The organism is Pandoraea pneumonica (assembly GCF_902459645.1).
In the GTDB taxonomy this organism is placed as follows: domain Bacteria; phylum Pseudomonadota; class Gammaproteobacteria; order Burkholderiales; family Burkholderiaceae; genus Pandoraea; species Pandoraea pneumonica.
In genome coordinates, this window is record NZ_CABPSK010000002.1 from 1,192,853 (window position 1) to 1,209,656 (window position 16,804).

General features: G+C 60.6%; 17 protein-coding genes. 9 read left to right on the forward strand and 8 right to left on the reverse strand.

Annotated features, from left to right (window positions below; all coding sequences use genetic code 11):
• Window positions 1-165: 165 nt before the first annotated feature.
• Both PPN31114_RS14515 and PPN31114_RS26195 read left to right on the forward strand, forming a co-directional pair.
• Window positions 166-1,065 (forward strand): NmrA family NAD(P)-binding protein, encoded by a 900-nt coding sequence (locus PPN31114_RS14515; RefSeq protein WP_150680157.1) that lies wholly within the window; start codon window positions 166-168, stop codon window positions 1,063-1,065.
• A gap of 50 nt (window positions 1,066-1,115) precedes the next feature.
• Window positions 1,116-1,268, forward strand: coding sequence for a hypothetical protein (locus tag PPN31114_RS26195; protein WP_174988054.1), 153 nt, complete (start codon window positions 1,116-1,118; stop codon window positions 1,266-1,268).
• Between the two features lie 8 nt (window positions 1,269-1,276).
• Here the strand turns inward: PPN31114_RS26195 and PPN31114_RS14520 are convergent, their stop codons facing one another.
• The 5 genes from PPN31114_RS14520 to PPN31114_RS14540 all read right to left on the reverse strand — a co-directional run bounded on the left by PPN31114_RS14520 (window position 1,277) and on the right by PPN31114_RS14540 (window position 5,691).
• A complete protein-coding gene (locus PPN31114_RS14520; protein WP_150680158.1) occupies window positions 1,277-1,741 on the reverse strand; it encodes a CreA family protein in 465 nt (154 codons plus the stop codon).
• Window positions 1,742-1,913: 172 nt separating this feature from the next.
• The gene (locus PPN31114_RS14525) at window positions 1,914-2,387 is read right to left on the reverse strand and encodes a DUF4755 domain-containing protein (RefSeq protein WP_150680159.1); all 474 of its coding nucleotides are present in this window, start codon (window positions 2,385-2,387) and stop codon (window positions 1,914-1,916) included.
• A gap of 33 nt (window positions 2,388-2,420) precedes the next feature.
• The gene (locus PPN31114_RS14530) at window positions 2,421-3,047 is read right to left on the reverse strand and encodes an outer membrane beta-barrel protein (protein WP_150680160.1); all 627 of its coding nucleotides are present in this window, start codon (window positions 3,045-3,047) and stop codon (window positions 2,421-2,423) included.
• Window positions 3,048-3,255: 208 nt separating this feature from the next.
• The gene (locus PPN31114_RS14535; RefSeq protein WP_150680161.1) at window positions 3,256-3,906 is read right to left on the reverse strand and encodes a response regulator; all 651 of its coding nucleotides are present in this window, start codon (window positions 3,904-3,906) and stop codon (window positions 3,256-3,258) included.
• Window positions 3,907-3,957: 51 nt separating this feature from the next.
• The gene (locus tag PPN31114_RS14540) at window positions 3,958-5,691 is read right to left on the reverse strand and encodes a sensor histidine kinase (RefSeq protein WP_150680162.1); all 1,734 of its coding nucleotides are present in this window, start codon (window positions 5,689-5,691) and stop codon (window positions 3,958-3,960) included.
• A 241-nt stretch (window positions 5,692-5,932) separates the two neighbouring features.
• Here PPN31114_RS14540 and PPN31114_RS14545 point away from each other — a divergent pair, with 241 nt between their 5' ends.
• Window positions 5,933-6,802 (forward strand): hypothetical protein, encoded by an 870-nt coding sequence (locus PPN31114_RS14545; RefSeq protein WP_150680163.1) that lies wholly within the window; start codon window positions 5,933-5,935, stop codon window positions 6,800-6,802.
• On the opposite strand, the gene PPN31114_RS14550 is transcribed toward PPN31114_RS14545, so the two are convergent.
• Window positions 6,792-7,556 (reverse strand): IclR family transcriptional regulator, encoded by a 765-nt coding sequence (locus PPN31114_RS14550; RefSeq protein WP_150680164.1) that lies wholly within the window; start codon window positions 7,554-7,556, stop codon window positions 6,792-6,794. The two genes, PPN31114_RS14545 and PPN31114_RS14550, sit on opposite strands and share 11 nt — an antisense overlap.
• A gap of 237 nt (window positions 7,557-7,793) precedes the next feature.
• On the opposite strand from PPN31114_RS14550, the gene sauS reads away from it, so the two are divergent.
• From sauS to PPN31114_RS14570, 4 genes are all read left to right on the forward strand, one after another.
• Complete coding sequence (gene sauS, locus PPN31114_RS14555) at window positions 7,794-9,254, forward strand: acylating sulfoacetaldehyde dehydrogenase (RefSeq protein ID WP_150680165.1); 1,461 nt, start codon at window positions 7,794-7,796, stop codon at window positions 9,252-9,254.
• Window positions 9,255-9,262: 8 nt separating this feature from the next.
• Complete coding sequence (locus tag PPN31114_RS14560; protein ID WP_150680436.1) at window positions 9,263-10,921, forward strand: AMP-binding protein; 1,659 nt, start codon at window positions 9,263-9,265, stop codon at window positions 10,919-10,921.
• A 127-nt stretch (window positions 10,922-11,048) separates the two neighbouring features.
• Complete coding sequence (locus tag PPN31114_RS14565; protein ID WP_150680166.1) at window positions 11,049-12,425, forward strand: MFS transporter; 1,377 nt, start codon at window positions 11,049-11,051, stop codon at window positions 12,423-12,425.
• Between the two features lie 41 nt (window positions 12,426-12,466).
• A complete protein-coding gene (locus PPN31114_RS14570) occupies window positions 12,467-13,036 on the forward strand; it encodes a YdeI/OmpD-associated family protein (protein ID WP_150680167.1) in 570 nt (189 codons plus the stop codon).
• Between the two features lie 61 nt (window positions 13,037-13,097).
• Here the strand turns inward: PPN31114_RS14570 and PPN31114_RS14575 are convergent, their stop codons facing one another.
• Window positions 13,098-13,406, reverse strand: a complete 309-nt coding sequence (locus PPN31114_RS14575; RefSeq protein WP_246182546.1) for a hypothetical protein — start codon at window positions 13,404-13,406, stop codon at window positions 13,098-13,100.
• A gap of 255 nt (window positions 13,407-13,661) precedes the next feature.
• A complete protein-coding gene (locus PPN31114_RS14580; protein ID WP_150680168.1) occupies window positions 13,662-14,549 on the reverse strand; it encodes a LysR substrate-binding domain-containing protein in 888 nt (295 codons plus the stop codon).
• Between the two features lie 192 nt (window positions 14,550-14,741).
• On the opposite strand from PPN31114_RS14580, the gene PPN31114_RS14585 reads away from it, so the two are divergent.
• Together PPN31114_RS14585 and PPN31114_RS14590 are read left to right on the forward strand one after the other, a co-directional pair.
• A complete protein-coding gene (locus PPN31114_RS14585) occupies window positions 14,742-15,632 on the forward strand; it encodes a LysR family transcriptional regulator (RefSeq protein ID WP_150680169.1) in 891 nt (296 codons plus the stop codon).
• A 170-nt stretch (window positions 15,633-15,802) separates the two neighbouring features.
• Window positions 15,803-16,786 (forward strand): DUF1852 domain-containing protein, encoded by a 984-nt coding sequence (locus tag PPN31114_RS14590; protein WP_150680170.1) that lies wholly within the window; start codon window positions 15,803-15,805, stop codon window positions 16,784-16,786.
• Window positions 16,787-16,804 lie beyond the last annotated feature (18 nt).

Here is a 16,804-nt window from a genome sequence, read left to right on the forward strand (position 1 = left end):
TGCCGCATTTTGCTGCAAATTCCTCGCGCGTGCTGGTGGTGATGCGGGCAGGGCGATGGGCGGGCTTAGGTTGTCATCCGAATGTGATGGGGAACATCCGTCCGTGTGAGTTTTTCGTCGTGAGGCTTCGTAGACTCAAGATCCATGAATGAGAGGCGATGGACTATGTACGTCATCTTTGGTGCATCGGGAAAAGTGGGCCGCGCGACGGTCGCGGCGCTGCGGAACGTTGGGCAGGCGGTGCGTGCCGCGGTGCGTGATCCGGCGCAACACGACGCATTGAGGCGTCTTGGCTGCGAGGTGGTGCGAGCAGATCTCGACGACGAGGCGTCGGTGCGAAAGGCGCTCGACGGTGCGCACTCGGTGCAACTGCTTTGCCCGGTCGCGCACCACGCCTCGGACCCGGAAACTGCGATGCGGCACACCGTGAACACGACTGCGCGTGCGTTGCGAGGGCATCCGCATCTCCATGTCGTGGCGTTGTCCGATTACGGCGCGGAGTTGCCGGGCGACTCGGGGATCACGAGGTTGTTCCGCGAACTGGAAGCGGCGTATCGCGAGGTTGTGCCGCGCCTGACGCTTCTGCGCTCGGCGGAACACATGCAGAACTGGGTACGTGTGATGCCCGCGGCACTCGCTTCCGGGCGGTTGCCGAGCTTTCATCATCCGATCGACAGGCCATTTCCGACGGTGTCGGCCAGTGATGTCGGCGTCGTCGCGGCGCAGCTTCTGCGCGAAGGGCATGACGAAAACGGCGTTCGCGTGGTGAGTATCGAAGGCCCGCGCCGGTATCACGCGGGCGAGGTGGCGCAAGCGTTGAGCGAACTCAGCGGCAGAGAGATCACCGCCGTCGCGCTGCCGCGCACCGAGTGGAACGCCGTGCTCGCGCGCGCAGGGCTGAACGCCAATCTGGCGCGGCTCGTGATCGGCACCTACGACGCGCAGAATGCTGGCCGCATCGACGTGGAAGCGGGGAGCGAGCGGCGCTTCGGCACCACCGAGTTGCGCGATGTGTTGAACGGCTACTGGTCCGCGAGCGCCACGCGGGCGGCGCCATCGCCTTAAAGGAGTTTCGAATGCAGTCCTGTCCCATCACGTGCGCCACACGACAATACATGGCGAAATCCCGCACTGCCGCGAAGCAAACCGCTTCGGCACCGCCTCTTTACCGTGTGCTTGAGGCGACCGCTAAGACGCTACGTTGGGCGGCGCTGGAGGAATTGCTGAGCGCGATTCCCGATAGCAACGACGACTTCGGCATCTCGTAGCACGTCGGCTATTTCAGCGGAATAAGCGTCGCACGGTCGACTTCCACTGCGGTCACGGCGTTTTGCGGTGAGCCGTCGATCAGTTTGTCGGAGTAGGTCAGGTAGACGAGCGTGTTGCGGGCTTTATCCACCATGCGCACGATTCGCAGCTTTTTGAATAGCGGCGAGAGGCTTTCCGAGAAGACTTCTTCTTCCTTCGGCAGCGGGCCGGTGAACGAGATGGGGCCGACCGGGCGGCAGGCGATCGACGCTTCGGCCTTATCCTCAGCCAGTCCGACCATGCCCTTCACGCCGCCCGTCTTTGCGCGGGATACGTAGCAGGTGATGCCGCGCACTTTCGGGTCGTCGTAGGCGTCGACGACAATCTTGTGATCCGGGCCAAGCCACTGGAACGCGGTGCTCACATCGCCAATCTTTTCCGCGTGAGCCCAAGTCGCGGCAACGGTTAGCGCCAGCGCGATTGCAATCTTCATGTTCGTATCCGTTTCGTGTCGGTTCGCCGTCGCCAGCGGCCGCGATCATCGCGAGCCATGCGCTACGACACGCGGATTCTACTCGCGTCGGATGTGGCCTGTGTGACGTGGACGGTGGCGCATGTCGAAGCAGATGCCCGCGCGATCGCTTGCTTGCGATCACTGGCGGGACTCAAGCCTCGTTGATCTCTTGTTGCAGAATCTCCATCCAACGCGCCTGATCCTTCTCGCGGATCATTCGGATCTTCCATTCAGGCGCGTCGATATCCTTCACGACCAAAACGAAATGGCTCAGCGAATCGGCGTGTGCCTTCGCACGTAGCGCGTTACCCACGTTCTGCGCCGCACCCGACGCGCCACCGAATGCCGTGACGTGCGTCGGCCCGGCGTGTACCTTGCTGGCCTTCCAACTGCGGATATCGCTGAAGGGATACGTCTTCATGCGCCACTTCTCGGCGACGGTGACGCATTTCGTGGCCGGGTTCAGCACGATACCGCTGTCACCGAAGAAAAACGTATATCCCTGACCGTCCTGCAAGCCCGCAGCGGCCAGCATGTCCGTTTTCAAATTCCGTTTGCGCAGCACGTGCCATACCGGCAGACCGACCAAGCAGACGAGAAAGAGCAGCGTTACGAAGGTACTCATCGTTATCTCTCCGGTATTCCATTCTTCGTGGTATCAGAACTGGTACTGGGCACCGAGTGTGAACATATCCGCTTTGATGCCGACGTTATCGCCGTTCGAGCCTGCGGCGAAGTGGTCGTAATCGGCGCGCAGGTGCAGGTGCGGCGTCACTTTGTACTTCACGCCCGCACCGAAAGTGACGTGTCCCTTGACGCCCATGTTGTCGTACGAATCTTTTGAATTGAATCCGCCGATGCTCGCGCCGGTTTCTTGCGAGCGATTGGCGAGGACGCTGTAACCGACCTTGCCGAAAACACTGAATGCATCGGTGATCGGATACGAGACGATCGCATCGACAAAGCCGCCAAGCGCGGTCAGCTTGTTCTGCCGACCATTGCTGAACTCGACCTTATCGGCCCCGAGATCGACGAAGCCGGTCTCCAGCGCCAGGTAGTCGTTGAACTGATAACCCGCGTACACCTTGAAGCCAAACCGATTGCGATTCTGCGTGTAGGTCAGCGGCGGGATGGCGATATCGCTGTCGCTGCCTGTGATGTTCGACAAACCGGCAGAAGCGCCCAGATAGAAGCCATGCGAGTTGTCCGGAGTTTCGGCGGCAATACCGAGGGCGGGCAGCGTCGTCAACAAGCAGGTCAGGGCGGCGATGGTCTGTTTTTTCATTGTCGTAGTTCGAAGGATGATTGGCCCTGGATCGTGTGGCGACCAGACGGCGCACGAACATGCGCAGGCCGCCCCGTGACGGCGGGCGCACGGGTGTGGGCTGGAGGAGATCGTAGGAGGGGGCGCTCGCGCGGACAATCGCTCAGGCGACGGTGCGCGACTCAACCCGTGAGCGATGCCGGATCAACCGGCACCGTCATGGCGGGCCTTACTGGGCCGGAGATTGGGGCAGATTCAGCGCGGCGAAGCGAATCAACTCGGCGTTGGTATCGAGGTTGAGCTTGCGTTTGATGTTGGTGCGGTGGGTCTCGACGGTATTCGCGCTGCGGCCGATTCGTTCCGCGATTTGCTGCTTCTTCATCCCCTGACCGATAAAGCCGAGAATTTCGATTTCACGCGTCGACAACATACCCAGCGGCGAGGTCGATTGCGGTGCCAAGCCTCGCGCGCGGCGCAGCAGTCGCTGTTGGACATCGGGCGGGAAGTACGGCACGCCGCGCAGCACCGAGGCAATCGCGTCGAGAATCGTGCGTCCCGCGTTGGCTTTGTTGACGTACCCCATGGCACCGGCCAGCGCGGCGGGTTCGGCATAGGCGGCGTCGGAATGCATCGAGATACAGACGACGGCGGTTTGCGGAAACTCTCGCGCAATCGTGCCGATCAGCGGCAGCGTGAGCGCGTCGCCGAGCATCAGGTCGACCAGCGCCACGTCGGGACGATGCGCACGCACCGCCGCCAAACCCTCGGCCTCATCGCCCGCCTGCGCTAACACGCGGTAGTTGGGCGACGCGTGCAACAGCGTCACGAGGCCATCGCGCACGATGGGGTGATCGTCGATAAGGACAAGGGTGTGGGACATGTCAGGTTGGCTGCATATCGAGGTCGTGCGCCAAGGGCGCGACGGCCGGGGTTACTTCACTTCGACAATGACGCCGCCGTCGGGCCCTCGGCGGAAGTCTGCCCGCATGCCGAGCAATTGGGCTCGCGAGCGAATACTGCGCAATCCTACGCTAGTCGTTGGCAGATCGGAAACGTCGATATTGCCCGGCAGCCCGATGCCATCGTCTCGCACGGTCAGTGCAATGCGCCCGTCGATATCCAGAAGTTGCACGTCGATACGGCGCGCCCGGCCATGGCGCAGAGCATTGGAGATCGACTCCTGCACGATGCGGTAAAGGTGCAACGAGGCGTCTTGCGAAAGCAGCTCGGTGTCGTAGGAGAGGTCGAGGTGGCAGCCGTCGGGGAGTAGTCGTCCTATCTCGTCGCAGAGCTCACGCAGCGCTGCGCCGAGGTCATGAGGCGAGCCGTCGAATGGGGTCAGCCCTCGCGACAGCGTGCGAATGGTCGCGATGCTGCCTTCGACGATTTTGGCGATCTTGTCTATTGACTGGCGATGGACGTCGTCCGAAGCCGCTGGCGAAGAGTGCGCGAGCGTTTCGAGCATGAGCGACGCACCGGTGAGTTTCTGCCCCAGATCGTCGTGCAGTTCACGGCCGATGCGCTGGCGCTCTCGCTCGCCTTGCCGGGCGAGTTCCTGCTCGGCTTGGAGGCGTTCGCGCAGCAGCCGGTCGACCTGATCGCGCGTGCTGGCGAGTGAAGCCGATTGCGACGTGACCGTGGTGCTCAATTGGCGCTGCGAAGCGAGCAGCAGGTAGATGACCGCTGCGCTGATAACGCTTAGCAGGATGCCGACGGAATAACCGATGGCTTGAATGTGGGCGCCGATGGGGTCTTTGAAGCGATCCTTAGCGACGGTGAAATCCAGTTCGAAGACACGGTCGGCGACGAAGAATGAGCGCTTTATTCTGGCCACGGATGCGGCGGGGGCAAGGGTGCTATCGCCGAGACGATAGAGCGTTCGCCGCGTGGGGAGCTCGGCTTCGCCCGACAGCGGCAGTGAGCGGAACGTGAGCGCGAGATATTGCCGGTCGGCGGCAGGAATCGCTTCATGGATCAGCGTAGGGCAGTCGACAAAAATGCCCACCGAACCGGCAAAGGCCTGCATCCGGGCGCCCGGTGGCGGGATGGTGGCGGAGCGGTAGATCGCCAGACGAATGCCGAGCCCTGCACCGGGCTTGTCGTCGAGTTGGGGAATGGCAAGTCCCGACGTGACGGCAGTGGCCGATTCCGCGACCTGTCGCGTCACCGACTCGGGATAGTTCATGTAGATATCCCGGCCGAGATAAACCGTGTGTGGCGACGAATCGAACCGAACGACGAGACGATGCGGCAACGTCGTCGCCTTCGGGAAGATGGTGAAGTTGGTCAGGTGCTCGGTTTGCCGAATCTGGCGCTCGTAGCGCGCTGTGTCGGCAGTAGCGATGAACTCGTTGAAATTGATGTTGACGAGCGCGGGGAAGCGATCGTGAATGCGCAGGGCGTCGTGATAAGCGAGAAACTGGCGCGTCGTCGGGGCGCCTGTCACCGACCAGAGACCACGCAGACCGAGCAGGATGTCCGTGTATCGCAGCAACTGCACTTGCACCTTATTGCTGGCGTCCGTCGCGAACTCGTTAAAGCGCAGATCCGCCGCCGCCTGAGTGCGCGCGGCAAGCTCGCTCACGACCAGATGGCTCACGCCAAGCAGCGTAAGAAAGACGGTGAAGGCGATAGCCAACGGCAAATGGGAGAGGCGTCGGATCACGATGCAAGTAGGCGCGATGGAAACTGGACGCCATCTTGCCGGGGAGCGGGCTTTGGGGCAAGTGGGGGATGACAATCGGCTCGACTCGGGCAAGTGTGAACTGTTGATGCGGGTTGCAGAAATCGCCCAAATCTAGGTACGCAAATCTTACAAGTCGCGGAATTAGAGAAGGCAGGTGCTACGCTTCAGCGCTTTAACGCCTAAGTAATTTGTCATAAAGATGCTATGGACTACGAACAGTATGCCGGATGTAAATGTTATCGACGGTCAAGCAACTGATACATCGATATCAAGCGTCATCGCATTGGGCACCATCTTGGTTTCCGTCACGTTCTTTCTTGAGATAGTAGTTTTCTGGTTTCTCAACGGTCACGAAGCGATGGATATCGTAGATGGCATGTCGAAGCGAGCATTGCGACTGCTGGTTGTTGACGCTACGGCGCGCGCGGCGTTGTTACTGGCGGGCGTTGGATTGCTGTGTCGAAAGCCTTGGGCGATGCCGCTCTACGTATGGACCGTAGTGGTGTGGACGCTAGCGGTGGCATGGCTCTTTTACCTCATCATTGCTGTCGTGAATCTGCCCATATATGGATGTGTGAGCGCATTGTTGTACAACGAAGCGGTCTCGAATCGGCGTGATGTACCCGGGGTCAAGGTAAGTCTGACTTCGCGTGACACGGTTTCAGTGATCTGTCTGTCGCTTTCGTGTGCGGTCCATTTCTGGGCAGTGATGATCAGCGTGCCACGCGATTTCTTTGGGGAGCAACTGACTCCGCTGGGATATCAGGGGTATCTGTTTCTGCTTGCCCCTATGTTCTTCATTGCAGGTGTCGGGTTCTCGCGTAAAGGAAACCGTCTTTGGAGCGCGAGCAAGTCACTGACGGTGTTTTCCTTCTCATTATCCGTCGCCCTCATTTCGAACACTGTTTCGAACACATCCCTGCACAAATACATGCCCGAATCGATTCCACGCGGGGAGATGCCGATTCTCGCGATGAGTTGGTACGCCGTGGAAATCAGCGTAATTGCGATTGTTCTGTCAGGCCTCTTGCATTTCCTGCGCTCAAGAGCGTTGAGAAGATCTCAGGCAAAACCATCTCCTAGTCTCTAAACGTCTTCGCCGTCTCTTCCGCAGCAAACCTGAGTTCGGGCTCGAACGCGAGCAAGTCGTCGAGCGTGAGGCGTCCGACCGGCGCCTGCACGGCGATCGCCGCGCAGGCGCGATTGCGGTTGAGCATCACCGGCACCGCAATCGCGATCAGTCCTTGCAGATGTTCCTGATTGTTGATGCCCATCTTGCGGCGGCGGGTGCGCGCAAGTTCAGAGCGCAATTCGCTCCGGTCTGTGAACGTGCGCTCCGAGAAACGCCGCAAAGGCAGCGTCTCGATCAGGCGCTCGCGTCGCTCTTTCGGCAAGAAGCTCATCAGCAGCTTTCCGCTCGCCGAGCAATGCAGCGGCACGTGCGAGCCCGGTTGAAGATGCATGCGCAGCGGCCATTCCGTCTCTACGCGGTCCACATAAATCACGTCGTTGCCCGAGAGCATCGTGAGGTTGCACGTCTCGCCGATGCGCACGACCAACTGTTGTAACAGCCCATGACGTGCCGCTGCCGGGCCGGTTTGCATCAGCACGTTGATCGCCAGCGCCCGCACGCGCGGCGAGCACTCGTAGCGCCGGTCGTCGGCGCTGCGGGTGATGAGCCACGCATCTTTGAGCTGCGTCAGGATGCGATGCACCGTCTGCTTGGGTAACCCCAGCGCGTTCACCAGATCCATCATCGACAGCGGTCCGCCTGCCGTAGCCAACGTCTCCAATACCCGAAACGCCCGCACTGCCGCAGCGTTCGATTGATTCGATGCCGTCATGTTCGTCTCCTTTGCGCGTAGCCGTCCGTGCGGCAACGCGTCGCTAAAGGTGATTCTGCATCGGTTTCATTATTTTTGCGGACTTCCTTCGGTCCCGAATATCGAGACGACCGGTACACCCCCGCGTTGTGTCCGGTTTGTCCGGGAATTTGAGACCTGCGACGCGACCGCGCTGACTAGATTGGTGACAAGCAAGACACACCAACGACAGGCACCCAGCGCAACAGGAGACACCCCATGAATTCACGGGCTTTCGGAGCCGATATCCATCCGTCCGGCGCAGCAGCAGCGACGACAGCGCAAGACGTCGATCGTCAGGTGGCGGCGCTAGTCGCCCGTGCTAGAACGGCACAGCGCGATTTTGTCCGCGGCGGTCAGCAGGCGCTCGATACCGCGGCGTGCGCCGCAGCGTGGGCGATCATGGAATCCACACGGAACCGGCAACTCGCAGAGCTTGCCGTGCACGACACCGGGTTGGGCAACGTCGAGGACAAGATCCAGAAGAACTTCCGCAAGACACTGGGCCTGCTGCGCGATCTGCACGGGCGCAAGACGCACGGCGTGATCGCCGAGGACACGCAAAAAGGCATCGTAGAAATTGCTCGCCCGGTCGGTGTCGTCGCGGCGATCACGCCATCGACGAACCCGGCGGCAACGCCCGCGAACAAGATCGTCAACGCGCTCAAATGCGGCAATGCAGTCATCGTGGCCCCGTCTCCGAAAGGCCACTCGGCCTGCGCGCTGTTGCTCAAGTTCATTCACGCAGAACTTGCCAAAGCCAACCTCTCGCCGGACCTCGTGCAAATGCTGCCCGATCCCGTGACGAAAGCGGCGACCGCCGCGCTCATGCGACAGGCCGACCTGATTGTCGCCACCGGGTCGCAAGCCAACGTGCGCATGGCTTACACCAGCGGCACGCCCGCATTCGGTGTGGGGGCGGGGAATGTGGCGTCGATTGTGACGGCGAGCGCCGATCTGCAAGATGCTGCCAACAAGATTGCCCGCTCGAAGACGTTCGATAACGCGACGAGTTGCTCATCGGAGAACAGCATCGTGATTGAGGGCGGCGTGTACGACGCGATGATTGACGCGCTTCGCGCCGCAGGCGGTGCGGTGCTCAATGCGAACCAAAAGCGCGCCTTGCAGGACGTGATGTGGGTAGAGGGCAAGCTCTCGGGGAATTGCACGGCGAAGTCGGCGCAGGTCATTGCGCAATTGGCTGGCCTCCACGATGTTGCGGCCCAGCACCCGGCGTTCTTGATGGTGGAGGAGTCGGGCGCGGGCACGGATTATCCGTTTTCGGGCGAAAAGCTCTCCCCGGTGCTGACCGTCTATCGCGCACAGGACTTTAGCGATGCGATATCGCTGGTCGAGCGCATCTACGCCTATATGGGCGCGGGGCATTCCGTCGGCTTACACGGCGCAGATCGAACGCAGGCAGTGCAATTGGGCGAGACGTTGCCGGTCGCGCGCGTGATCGTCAATCAGGCGCACTGCTTCGCCACTGGTGGGAATTTCGACAATGGATTGCCGTTCTCGCTGTCGATGGGATGCGGCACGTGGGGGCGCAACAACTTCACCGACAACCTGAACTATCGCCAGTACCTGAACGTGACGCGCGTGGCGTACCCGATTGAGGCCACCGTCCCTGAAGTCGACGACTTGCTGGGAGATTACTTCGGGAGGTTCGGACGATGAACGCGCCCATGAACCAGCAGTTGGCCGCCAACGTCACGGCGCGCGAATTGGCTTTCGAGCCGCCGCGTACGGTGCGAGATTTGATCGAAATGCAGGCGAAGGTATTCGATGCCAAGCCATTTCTTCTGACGACCGGCGATGGCGTAGCGGAATCTGCCGGTATGCGCGGCACCGAAACGCCGACGCTAACGTTTGCTTCCGTGCGTGACGATTGTCGTGCGCTCGCGCAGCGGTTCGCAGAAGCGGGATTGCAATCGGGCGACATCGTGTCGGTTTGTATGGGCAACGGCCCTCAGACCGCGCGCATTATTCTTGCCGCCATGTACAGCGGACTCATCGTCAATCCGATCAATCTGCTGTGTCAGCCCGCGCAGTTGCAATACATCGTGGAGCATTCGGACACGCGACTGGTCTTTGTGTCCGACACGATGTTGCCAGCACTATCGCAAGCCATCGACGCTGCGCGTGTGCAGGGAATGACAAGGCCAGTCGGTGTGGCTTGCACATCGCCGGAGGCGATGGCGCTCCCCAACATCCCGCGCCTTGGAGAGGCGACTGCGCCGCAACCATCGCAGCCACCGCAGCCCCCGATGAGCGACGTTGCACTGCTGATGTACACGTCCGGTACGACAGGTGTGCCCAAAGGCGTGCTGCTCACGCATCGAAACCTGCTGGCCAACGCGGCTTTCATCAGCGCGGAGCATTGCCTGACTTCAGACGACCGTGTGCTCGCGTCGCTGCCGCTCTATCACATCAACGGGCTGGTGGTGACGTTGTTCACGCCGCTCTTTCATGGCGGGTCGGTTGTCATGGCCCCGCGCTTTTCTGCAAGCACCTTCTGGCGCGATGTCACGGCAACGCAGTGCTCGTGGATCAACGTCGTGCCGACCATCGTCGCGTATCTGCTCGACGGCGAGGTGCCCGAGCGGTCAGCGTTGAGCGCGCTCCGCTTTTGCCGCAGCGCGTCGGCGGCGTTGCCGGGCGATCATCATCGGGCGTTCGAAGCGCGCTTTGGCATCGGCATCATCGAGACGATGGGGATGACGGAGACGGCAGCGCCCGTGTTCAGCAACCCGATCGACGCAGGGCGACGCCGCGTGGGCAGCATCGGATTGCCGTCAGGAGGACAAGCGAAGGTCGTCAGACGCGATGGCACACAAACCGAAGTCGGTGAGACGGGCGAGTTGGTATTGCTCGGCGCGCAAGTCATGCGCGGCTACTACAAACGCCCGGACGAGACAGCGGCTGCGTTCACGCCCGACGGCTGGTTACGCACCGGTGACCTGGGCTATTGCGACGGCGACGGGTACTTCTACATCACTGGGCGGGCAAAGGAATTGATCATCAAGGGCGGCGAAAACATTGCGCCGCGCGAGATCGACGAAGCGCTGCTACGCCACCCGGGCGTGCTCGATGCCGCCGCAGTCGGTGTGCCGGATGCGGCTTACGGGCAGGAAATCGTGGCGTTCGTCGTGGTGCGCGAGCGCGGTAGCGGCAGTGACGGCACCGACTCGCCACACTTCATCCCGCCCGATGCCGACGCTTTGCGCGAACACTGTCTGAAGACGCTCGGCCGCTACAAAACACCGAAGGAGTTTCGCTTTGTCACCGACTTGCCGCGTGGGCCGTCGGGCAAGGTGCAACGGCTGAAGTTGCTGCAAAGCTAACGGCTTGCCATTGCGGTGAAACACCGCGTGGCCCCGCATTACCCGCATTACCCGCATTACCAGAATTACCCGGCAGGACACGATCGCAAGTGCACGACACGTGCGACGTAAATACATAGGAGACAACATGGACAAGCGTTCCGGTCGCGTGAAGACGCGCCACATCATTCTTGCGGTCATGTGCCTGATGTATTTCATCTCGTACATCGATCGTGTGAACATCGCCGTCGCTGGCCCGTTTATTCGACAGGAGATGGGGTTGACCACGGTGCAGTTGGGCTTGGTCTTCTCGGCGTTTGCGTATCCGTATGCCGCGATGCAAATTTTCGGCGGATGGTTGGCGGATCGTTACGGACCAAAACTGGTGCTGACCGTGCTGTCGTTGATCTGGGGCGCGGCAACGCTTGCCACCGGGTTTGCCGGAAGTATTGCGATGTTGGTCGCGTTGCGTTTCTTACTGGGTATTGGCGAAGGCGGTGCCTTTCCGACGGCGACGCGCGCCTTTACTTACTGGATGCCCGTAGCGGAGCGCGGATTCGCGCAGGGCATTACGCACAGCTTTGCGCGGCTGGGCGGTGCGATTACGCCGCCCGTGGTGCTCGCCATTGTGGTGGCCTTCGGATGGCGCGAAGCGTTTATCGTGCTGGGCGTGGTGAGCCTTGCATGGACCGTGCTCTACATGAAGGTGTTCACCAATACGCCGGATCAGCACCGCCGCATGACGGCAGAAGAGACGGCGGAGATCGGCTACAAAGCAGGCGAGTGCGAGCGGGTGAAACGTGCCGCGACGCCGTGGCGCAAGCTTGTGCGCCGGATGTGGCTCGTAACGTTCGTCGATTTCTGCTACGGCTGGCTGTTGTGGGTGTATCTGACGTGGATGCCGTCGTATTTGCGCGAGTCGCAGGGGTTCGATCTCAAGCAACTGGCGCTCTTCACCGCACTGCCGTTGCTCGCTGGCGTGGTAGGCGACACGCTCGGCGGGGTGATCTCCGACAAGCTCTATAAAGCGACGGGACGGCTACGTTTCGCCCGCGTTTCGGTGCTGGTGGTTGGCATGGGGGGATCGTTGGCGTTCCTGCTGCCAATGACGATGGTGTCGAATCCGATGACGGCCGTGCTGCTGCTCTCGGCGTCGTTTTTCTTTCTCGAAATCACCAACCCGGTGCTGTGGACGTTGCCGCTCGATATCGCGGGCAAGTATGCCGGTACGGCCGGCGGCATGATGAACACCGGTTTCGGCTTGGCCGGGATGATCTCACCGGTGGCCTTCGGGTACTTGATCGAGACGACCGGCAGCTATAACGTGCCGTTCGCCATTTCGGCGGCGTTGCTTGGCGTGGGCGTCGTTGCCGCACTGTTTATCGACACCAGTAAAACGGTGGAGAGGGATGAGGCGGATGCCGCGCGCGACGAGCCTACTGGCGTGATGGACACCGCGCCGCTTTGGGTCGCCGTCGGGCCGCAACGGCACCCGTTGCGTCGCCCGTTGCGCTGGCGGCGGTGAGGGGTATGCTCTCGGGGAATCTGCCACTTATCGGATCGCCCATGACTGAACGCCCTCATGAGTTCCTTGACCAGAACGCGTGGGAACACTGGTTGACGCAACACGGTGAGACGTCGGCCGGAATATGGCTGCGTCTTGCCAAGAAGGGGAAGGGACCGCCGTCGTTGACTTACGGGCAAGCGGTAGAGAGTGCCCTTTGTCACGGTTGGATCGATGGGCAGAAGAAGGCGGAAAGCGACGACTATTGGCTGCAACGCTTTACGCCGCGCACCGCAAAAAGCATCTGGTCGAAGCTCAACTGCGACCGGGTCGAGGCGCTGATTGCCGCTGGCAGGATGCTTCCCTCGGGCATGCGAGAAATCGAGAGAGCCAAAGCCGATGGCCGATGGGCGGCGGCTTATACATCGCCCAGCAATTCGGTTGTGCCCGATGACCTGCAAGCGGCACTCGATGCCAACCCCAAGGCTAGCGCGTTCTTTGCGACGCTAAGCGGCCGCAACCGCTACGCCATCTTGTTTCGGCTGCAAAACGCTAAGCGGCCGGAAACACGCCTGCGCAAGATCGAAGAATTCGTCGGTATGCTGGGTCGCGGCGAAACCATTCACCCGTGATCCGGGAGCGCACCCACCCCGTGTCGAAACACACTGCACACAGGGTGGGTGGCCCGCCTGCTTAGCCGCCGGTGCCAGCGGTGGCACGCGCATCGGCGATGGTCTTGTCCCGCTCAGCCTTGGCCTGCGCGACCTTGTCGTTATAAACCTTCTTCGCGGCAGCGACCTTACGGTCATAGGCCTTGTTCGCTGCGCGGATCCGGTTATGCATCTGCACCAACGCGTCGTTGCTCTGACCGGCAGCAGCCGGTGCCATGGCGGCCGGTGCTGCGGGGGCTGGGGCCGGGGCGGCCGCAGGCGTCTGCGACCAAGCGGCACCGCTCGCCAGCACGGCAGTGAGAAGGACGGGGATGAAAAAGACCTGTTTCATAGTGCATTCTCCAGAGTTGTGAGTCGGGAACCTGCGTGGATAACGCCTGCTGCGGTCATCGGCCGTGGCATCAGAATCCGCCGGGTGCTGTTGGTCGGCGGCGGTGGCGACTGCGCATCGGTAGCCGTTTGCACGGGCGGCAAAACTCTCCGGTCTCAGGGAGTCTTACGCCAGTTGGGACGAGATTCCATAGGGAAAAGGGGCAATTTGGACTGCCCCTATGGGTAATGCGCCTTGCGATCGGCACGACCGCGGTCAGCGATGTCGGGGCGCTAAAGCGTTGGGGTGCTGACCAACGATGTCGAAAAACGCCCGGACCATGCGCGTCTCGCGTCTTTCCGCGAGGCAGACCATGTGCACGTGCGTGCGAATCGCGGCGTCGCTGATGTGCACCGCGTGCAGTCCGGGTCCGGGGACGAATTCGACTTCGGAAACGGTGGCGATGCCAAGGTTCTGGATGACGGCCTCACGGATGATCTCGCGGCTTGCCACCTCCATCACAACGTCGGCTTCGACATTGGCGCGCTTGAGCGCGTTTTCCAGCGCTTTTCGGGTGGTGGACCCCTGTTCGCGCAGAATTAGCTTCTCACCTGCTAGTTCGGCGATCTTGATCGACTTGCGCTTCGCGAAGCGATGGTTCGTCGAGCAGAAGATCACGACAGGATGGTCGGTGTAGGGAATCGAGACGAAGCGGTCGTCGCTGGCAACTTGCGCGAGTACGCCGACATCGGCGCTGTAGTCCACCAGTCGGTCGAGAACGTCCTGCGAGTTGCCGGTGCTCACCGAGACTTTGATGCCCGGATAGCGTTGGTGGAACGCCGCGAGCATGGCCGTCACCTGCGCGGGGCCGACCGCCGCCACGCGCAGATGGCCGGTACGCAGTTCGCCAGACTCGCGCAGTAACTGGAGCGCCTCGCCTTCCAGACTGAACATCTGACGCGAAATCGCCAGCAGTCTCTGGCCGACTTCCGTCGTCAAAACGCGTCGGCCGGTCCGGTGGAATAGCTCGACCTTATACAACTCCTCCAGTTGACCGACCTGAGTGGTCACGGTCGGCTGGCTCACGTGCAGACTTTGCGCCGCCGCAGTGAAGCTCCCCGTTGTCGCTACGGCATGGAAGGAACGCAGTTGTGTCAGTCGCATGACGAAGACCCTCAATTCGGTTGCGGCGATTATATAGAGCGTATGAATGGGTTTGCCGAAAAATCAGGCACCGGTGAATGGGTAACCATCAACCGATGGTGATGCCGTGGGGACTCGGCTCGGCTGGCGGGTAGGGGAAGGAATGATGAACTAGAATATCGCTATCTCAATAAAACATGAATTTCATTCATCATGCTCGATCGTATTCATCTGTCCATCGTGCAGGAAGTGGAAAAGCAGGGTTCGCTGACTGCGGCCGCAGGCGTGCTGCACGTGACGCAATCGGCGCTTAGCCACAGCATGAAAAAACTGGAGCAGCAGTTGGGCACCGACATCTGGCTGCGCGAAGGTCGCAGCCTGCGCCTGACGCAGGCTGGGCAATATCTGCTGGCGGTGGCCAATCGGGTATTGCCCCAACTGAGTTTGGCCGAAGACCGCTTGCGGCAGTTCGCGCAAGGCGAGCGGGGTGCGCTTCGCATCGGCATGGAGTGCCACCCTTGCTATCAGTGGCTGTTGAAAGTCGTGTCGCCGTATTTGGCGGCGTGGCCGGATGTGGATGTCGACGTCAAACAAAAATTCCAATTTGGCGGCATCGGTGCGCTGTTCGGTTACGAGATCGATCTGTTGGTCACGCCCGATCCGCTGGATAAGCCCGGCCTCGTCTTCGAACCTGTTTTCGACTATGAACAAGTCTTGGTCGTGGCGGGCAACCACAAGCTGGCCAAAGAGGAATACATCAAGCCCAAGCAACTCACCGACGAGGTACTGGTGGCCTACCCGGTGCCGATCGACCGACTGGACATCTACAGCATGTTCCTCACGCCGGCGGGCATCACGCCCAAACGGCATAAGGCGATCGAGACGACCGACATCATGTTGCAAATGGTCGCGAGCGGTCGCGGCGTGGCGGCGTTGCCGCGCTGGCTGGTGCTGGAATACGCGGACACGATGGATGTGGTGCCCGTTCGGCTTGGCAAGCACGGGATTGCCAAAAACATCTATCTGGGCGCGCGCGAGTCGGACATGGACATCGATTATCTGCGTGCCTTTATCGAGCAAGCGAAAGGGCCTGCTACGGCCTGACATGTCGCAGGACCGGGCTCCATGAGTGAAGCTCATAAGACCATGAGAACTTATCCATTTTCATGACGCCCGGTCGGACACGATAATTCGAGCCTCTTAGCCGTCGACGCCGATTCCGCAACGGAATCCTGAACTCGCGAGTCGGCGCAAAAATCAGGCATCGGATTACCATGAGTCAAGCTTTCACATTTGCCATCAAGCGCATTCGTTTCGATGAGGACTATCGTCCCTCGGACAACACGCGCATCACGACCAACTTCGCTAACTTGGCTCGCGGAAGCAGCCGCCAAGAGAACCTGCGCAACACGTTTCGGATGATCGACAACAGGTTCAATGCATTGGCGCATTGGGATAACCCGAAAGGCGATCGTTACACCGTCAATCTCGAAATCGTTTCCGTCGAGATGAGCATCGATGGCGAAAACAGTGGCAATTCGCTTCCGCTGATCGAGATTCTGAAAACGAATATCGTCGACCGTAAGACTGGCGAGCGCATCGAGGGCATTGCGGGGAACAACTTCTCGTCCTACGTGCGGGATTACGACTTCAGCGTGCTGCTGCTCGAGCACAACAAGGGGCGGCCCGCGTTCGGCACCCCCGAGAAATTTGGCGATCTGCACGGGAAGCTATTCAAGGCCTTCGTGAATTCGGACGCCTACCGGGGCAACTTCAAAAAGCCGCCTGTGATTTGCCTGAGCGTGTCGAGCAGCCGCACCTATCGCCGCACGGCAAATCGACATCCGGTGCTGGGCGTCGAGTATCTGCAAGACGAATACTCGCTAACCGACGAGTACTTCCAGAAGATGGGGCTGAAGGTGCGTTATTTCATGCCGCCGAATAGCGTGGCGCCTTTGGCTTTCTATTTCTCCGGCGATTTGCTTGCCGATTACAACAGCCTTGAGTTGATCGGCACCATCAGCACGATGGACACCTTCCAGAAGATTTACCGACCCGAGATTTACAACGCGAATTCAGCGGCAGGGGAGTCCTATCAGCCGAGTTTGAAGCACGAGGATTTTTCGCTGACGCGCATTGTGTACGACCGGGAAGAACGCAGCCGGTTGGCGATTGAGCAGGGACGGTTTGTCGAGGAGAACTTCATCAAGCCGTACCAAAACGTTCTCGAGCAGTGGTCTGCTAACTACGCTCATTAATTCATCGAAAACACCAAG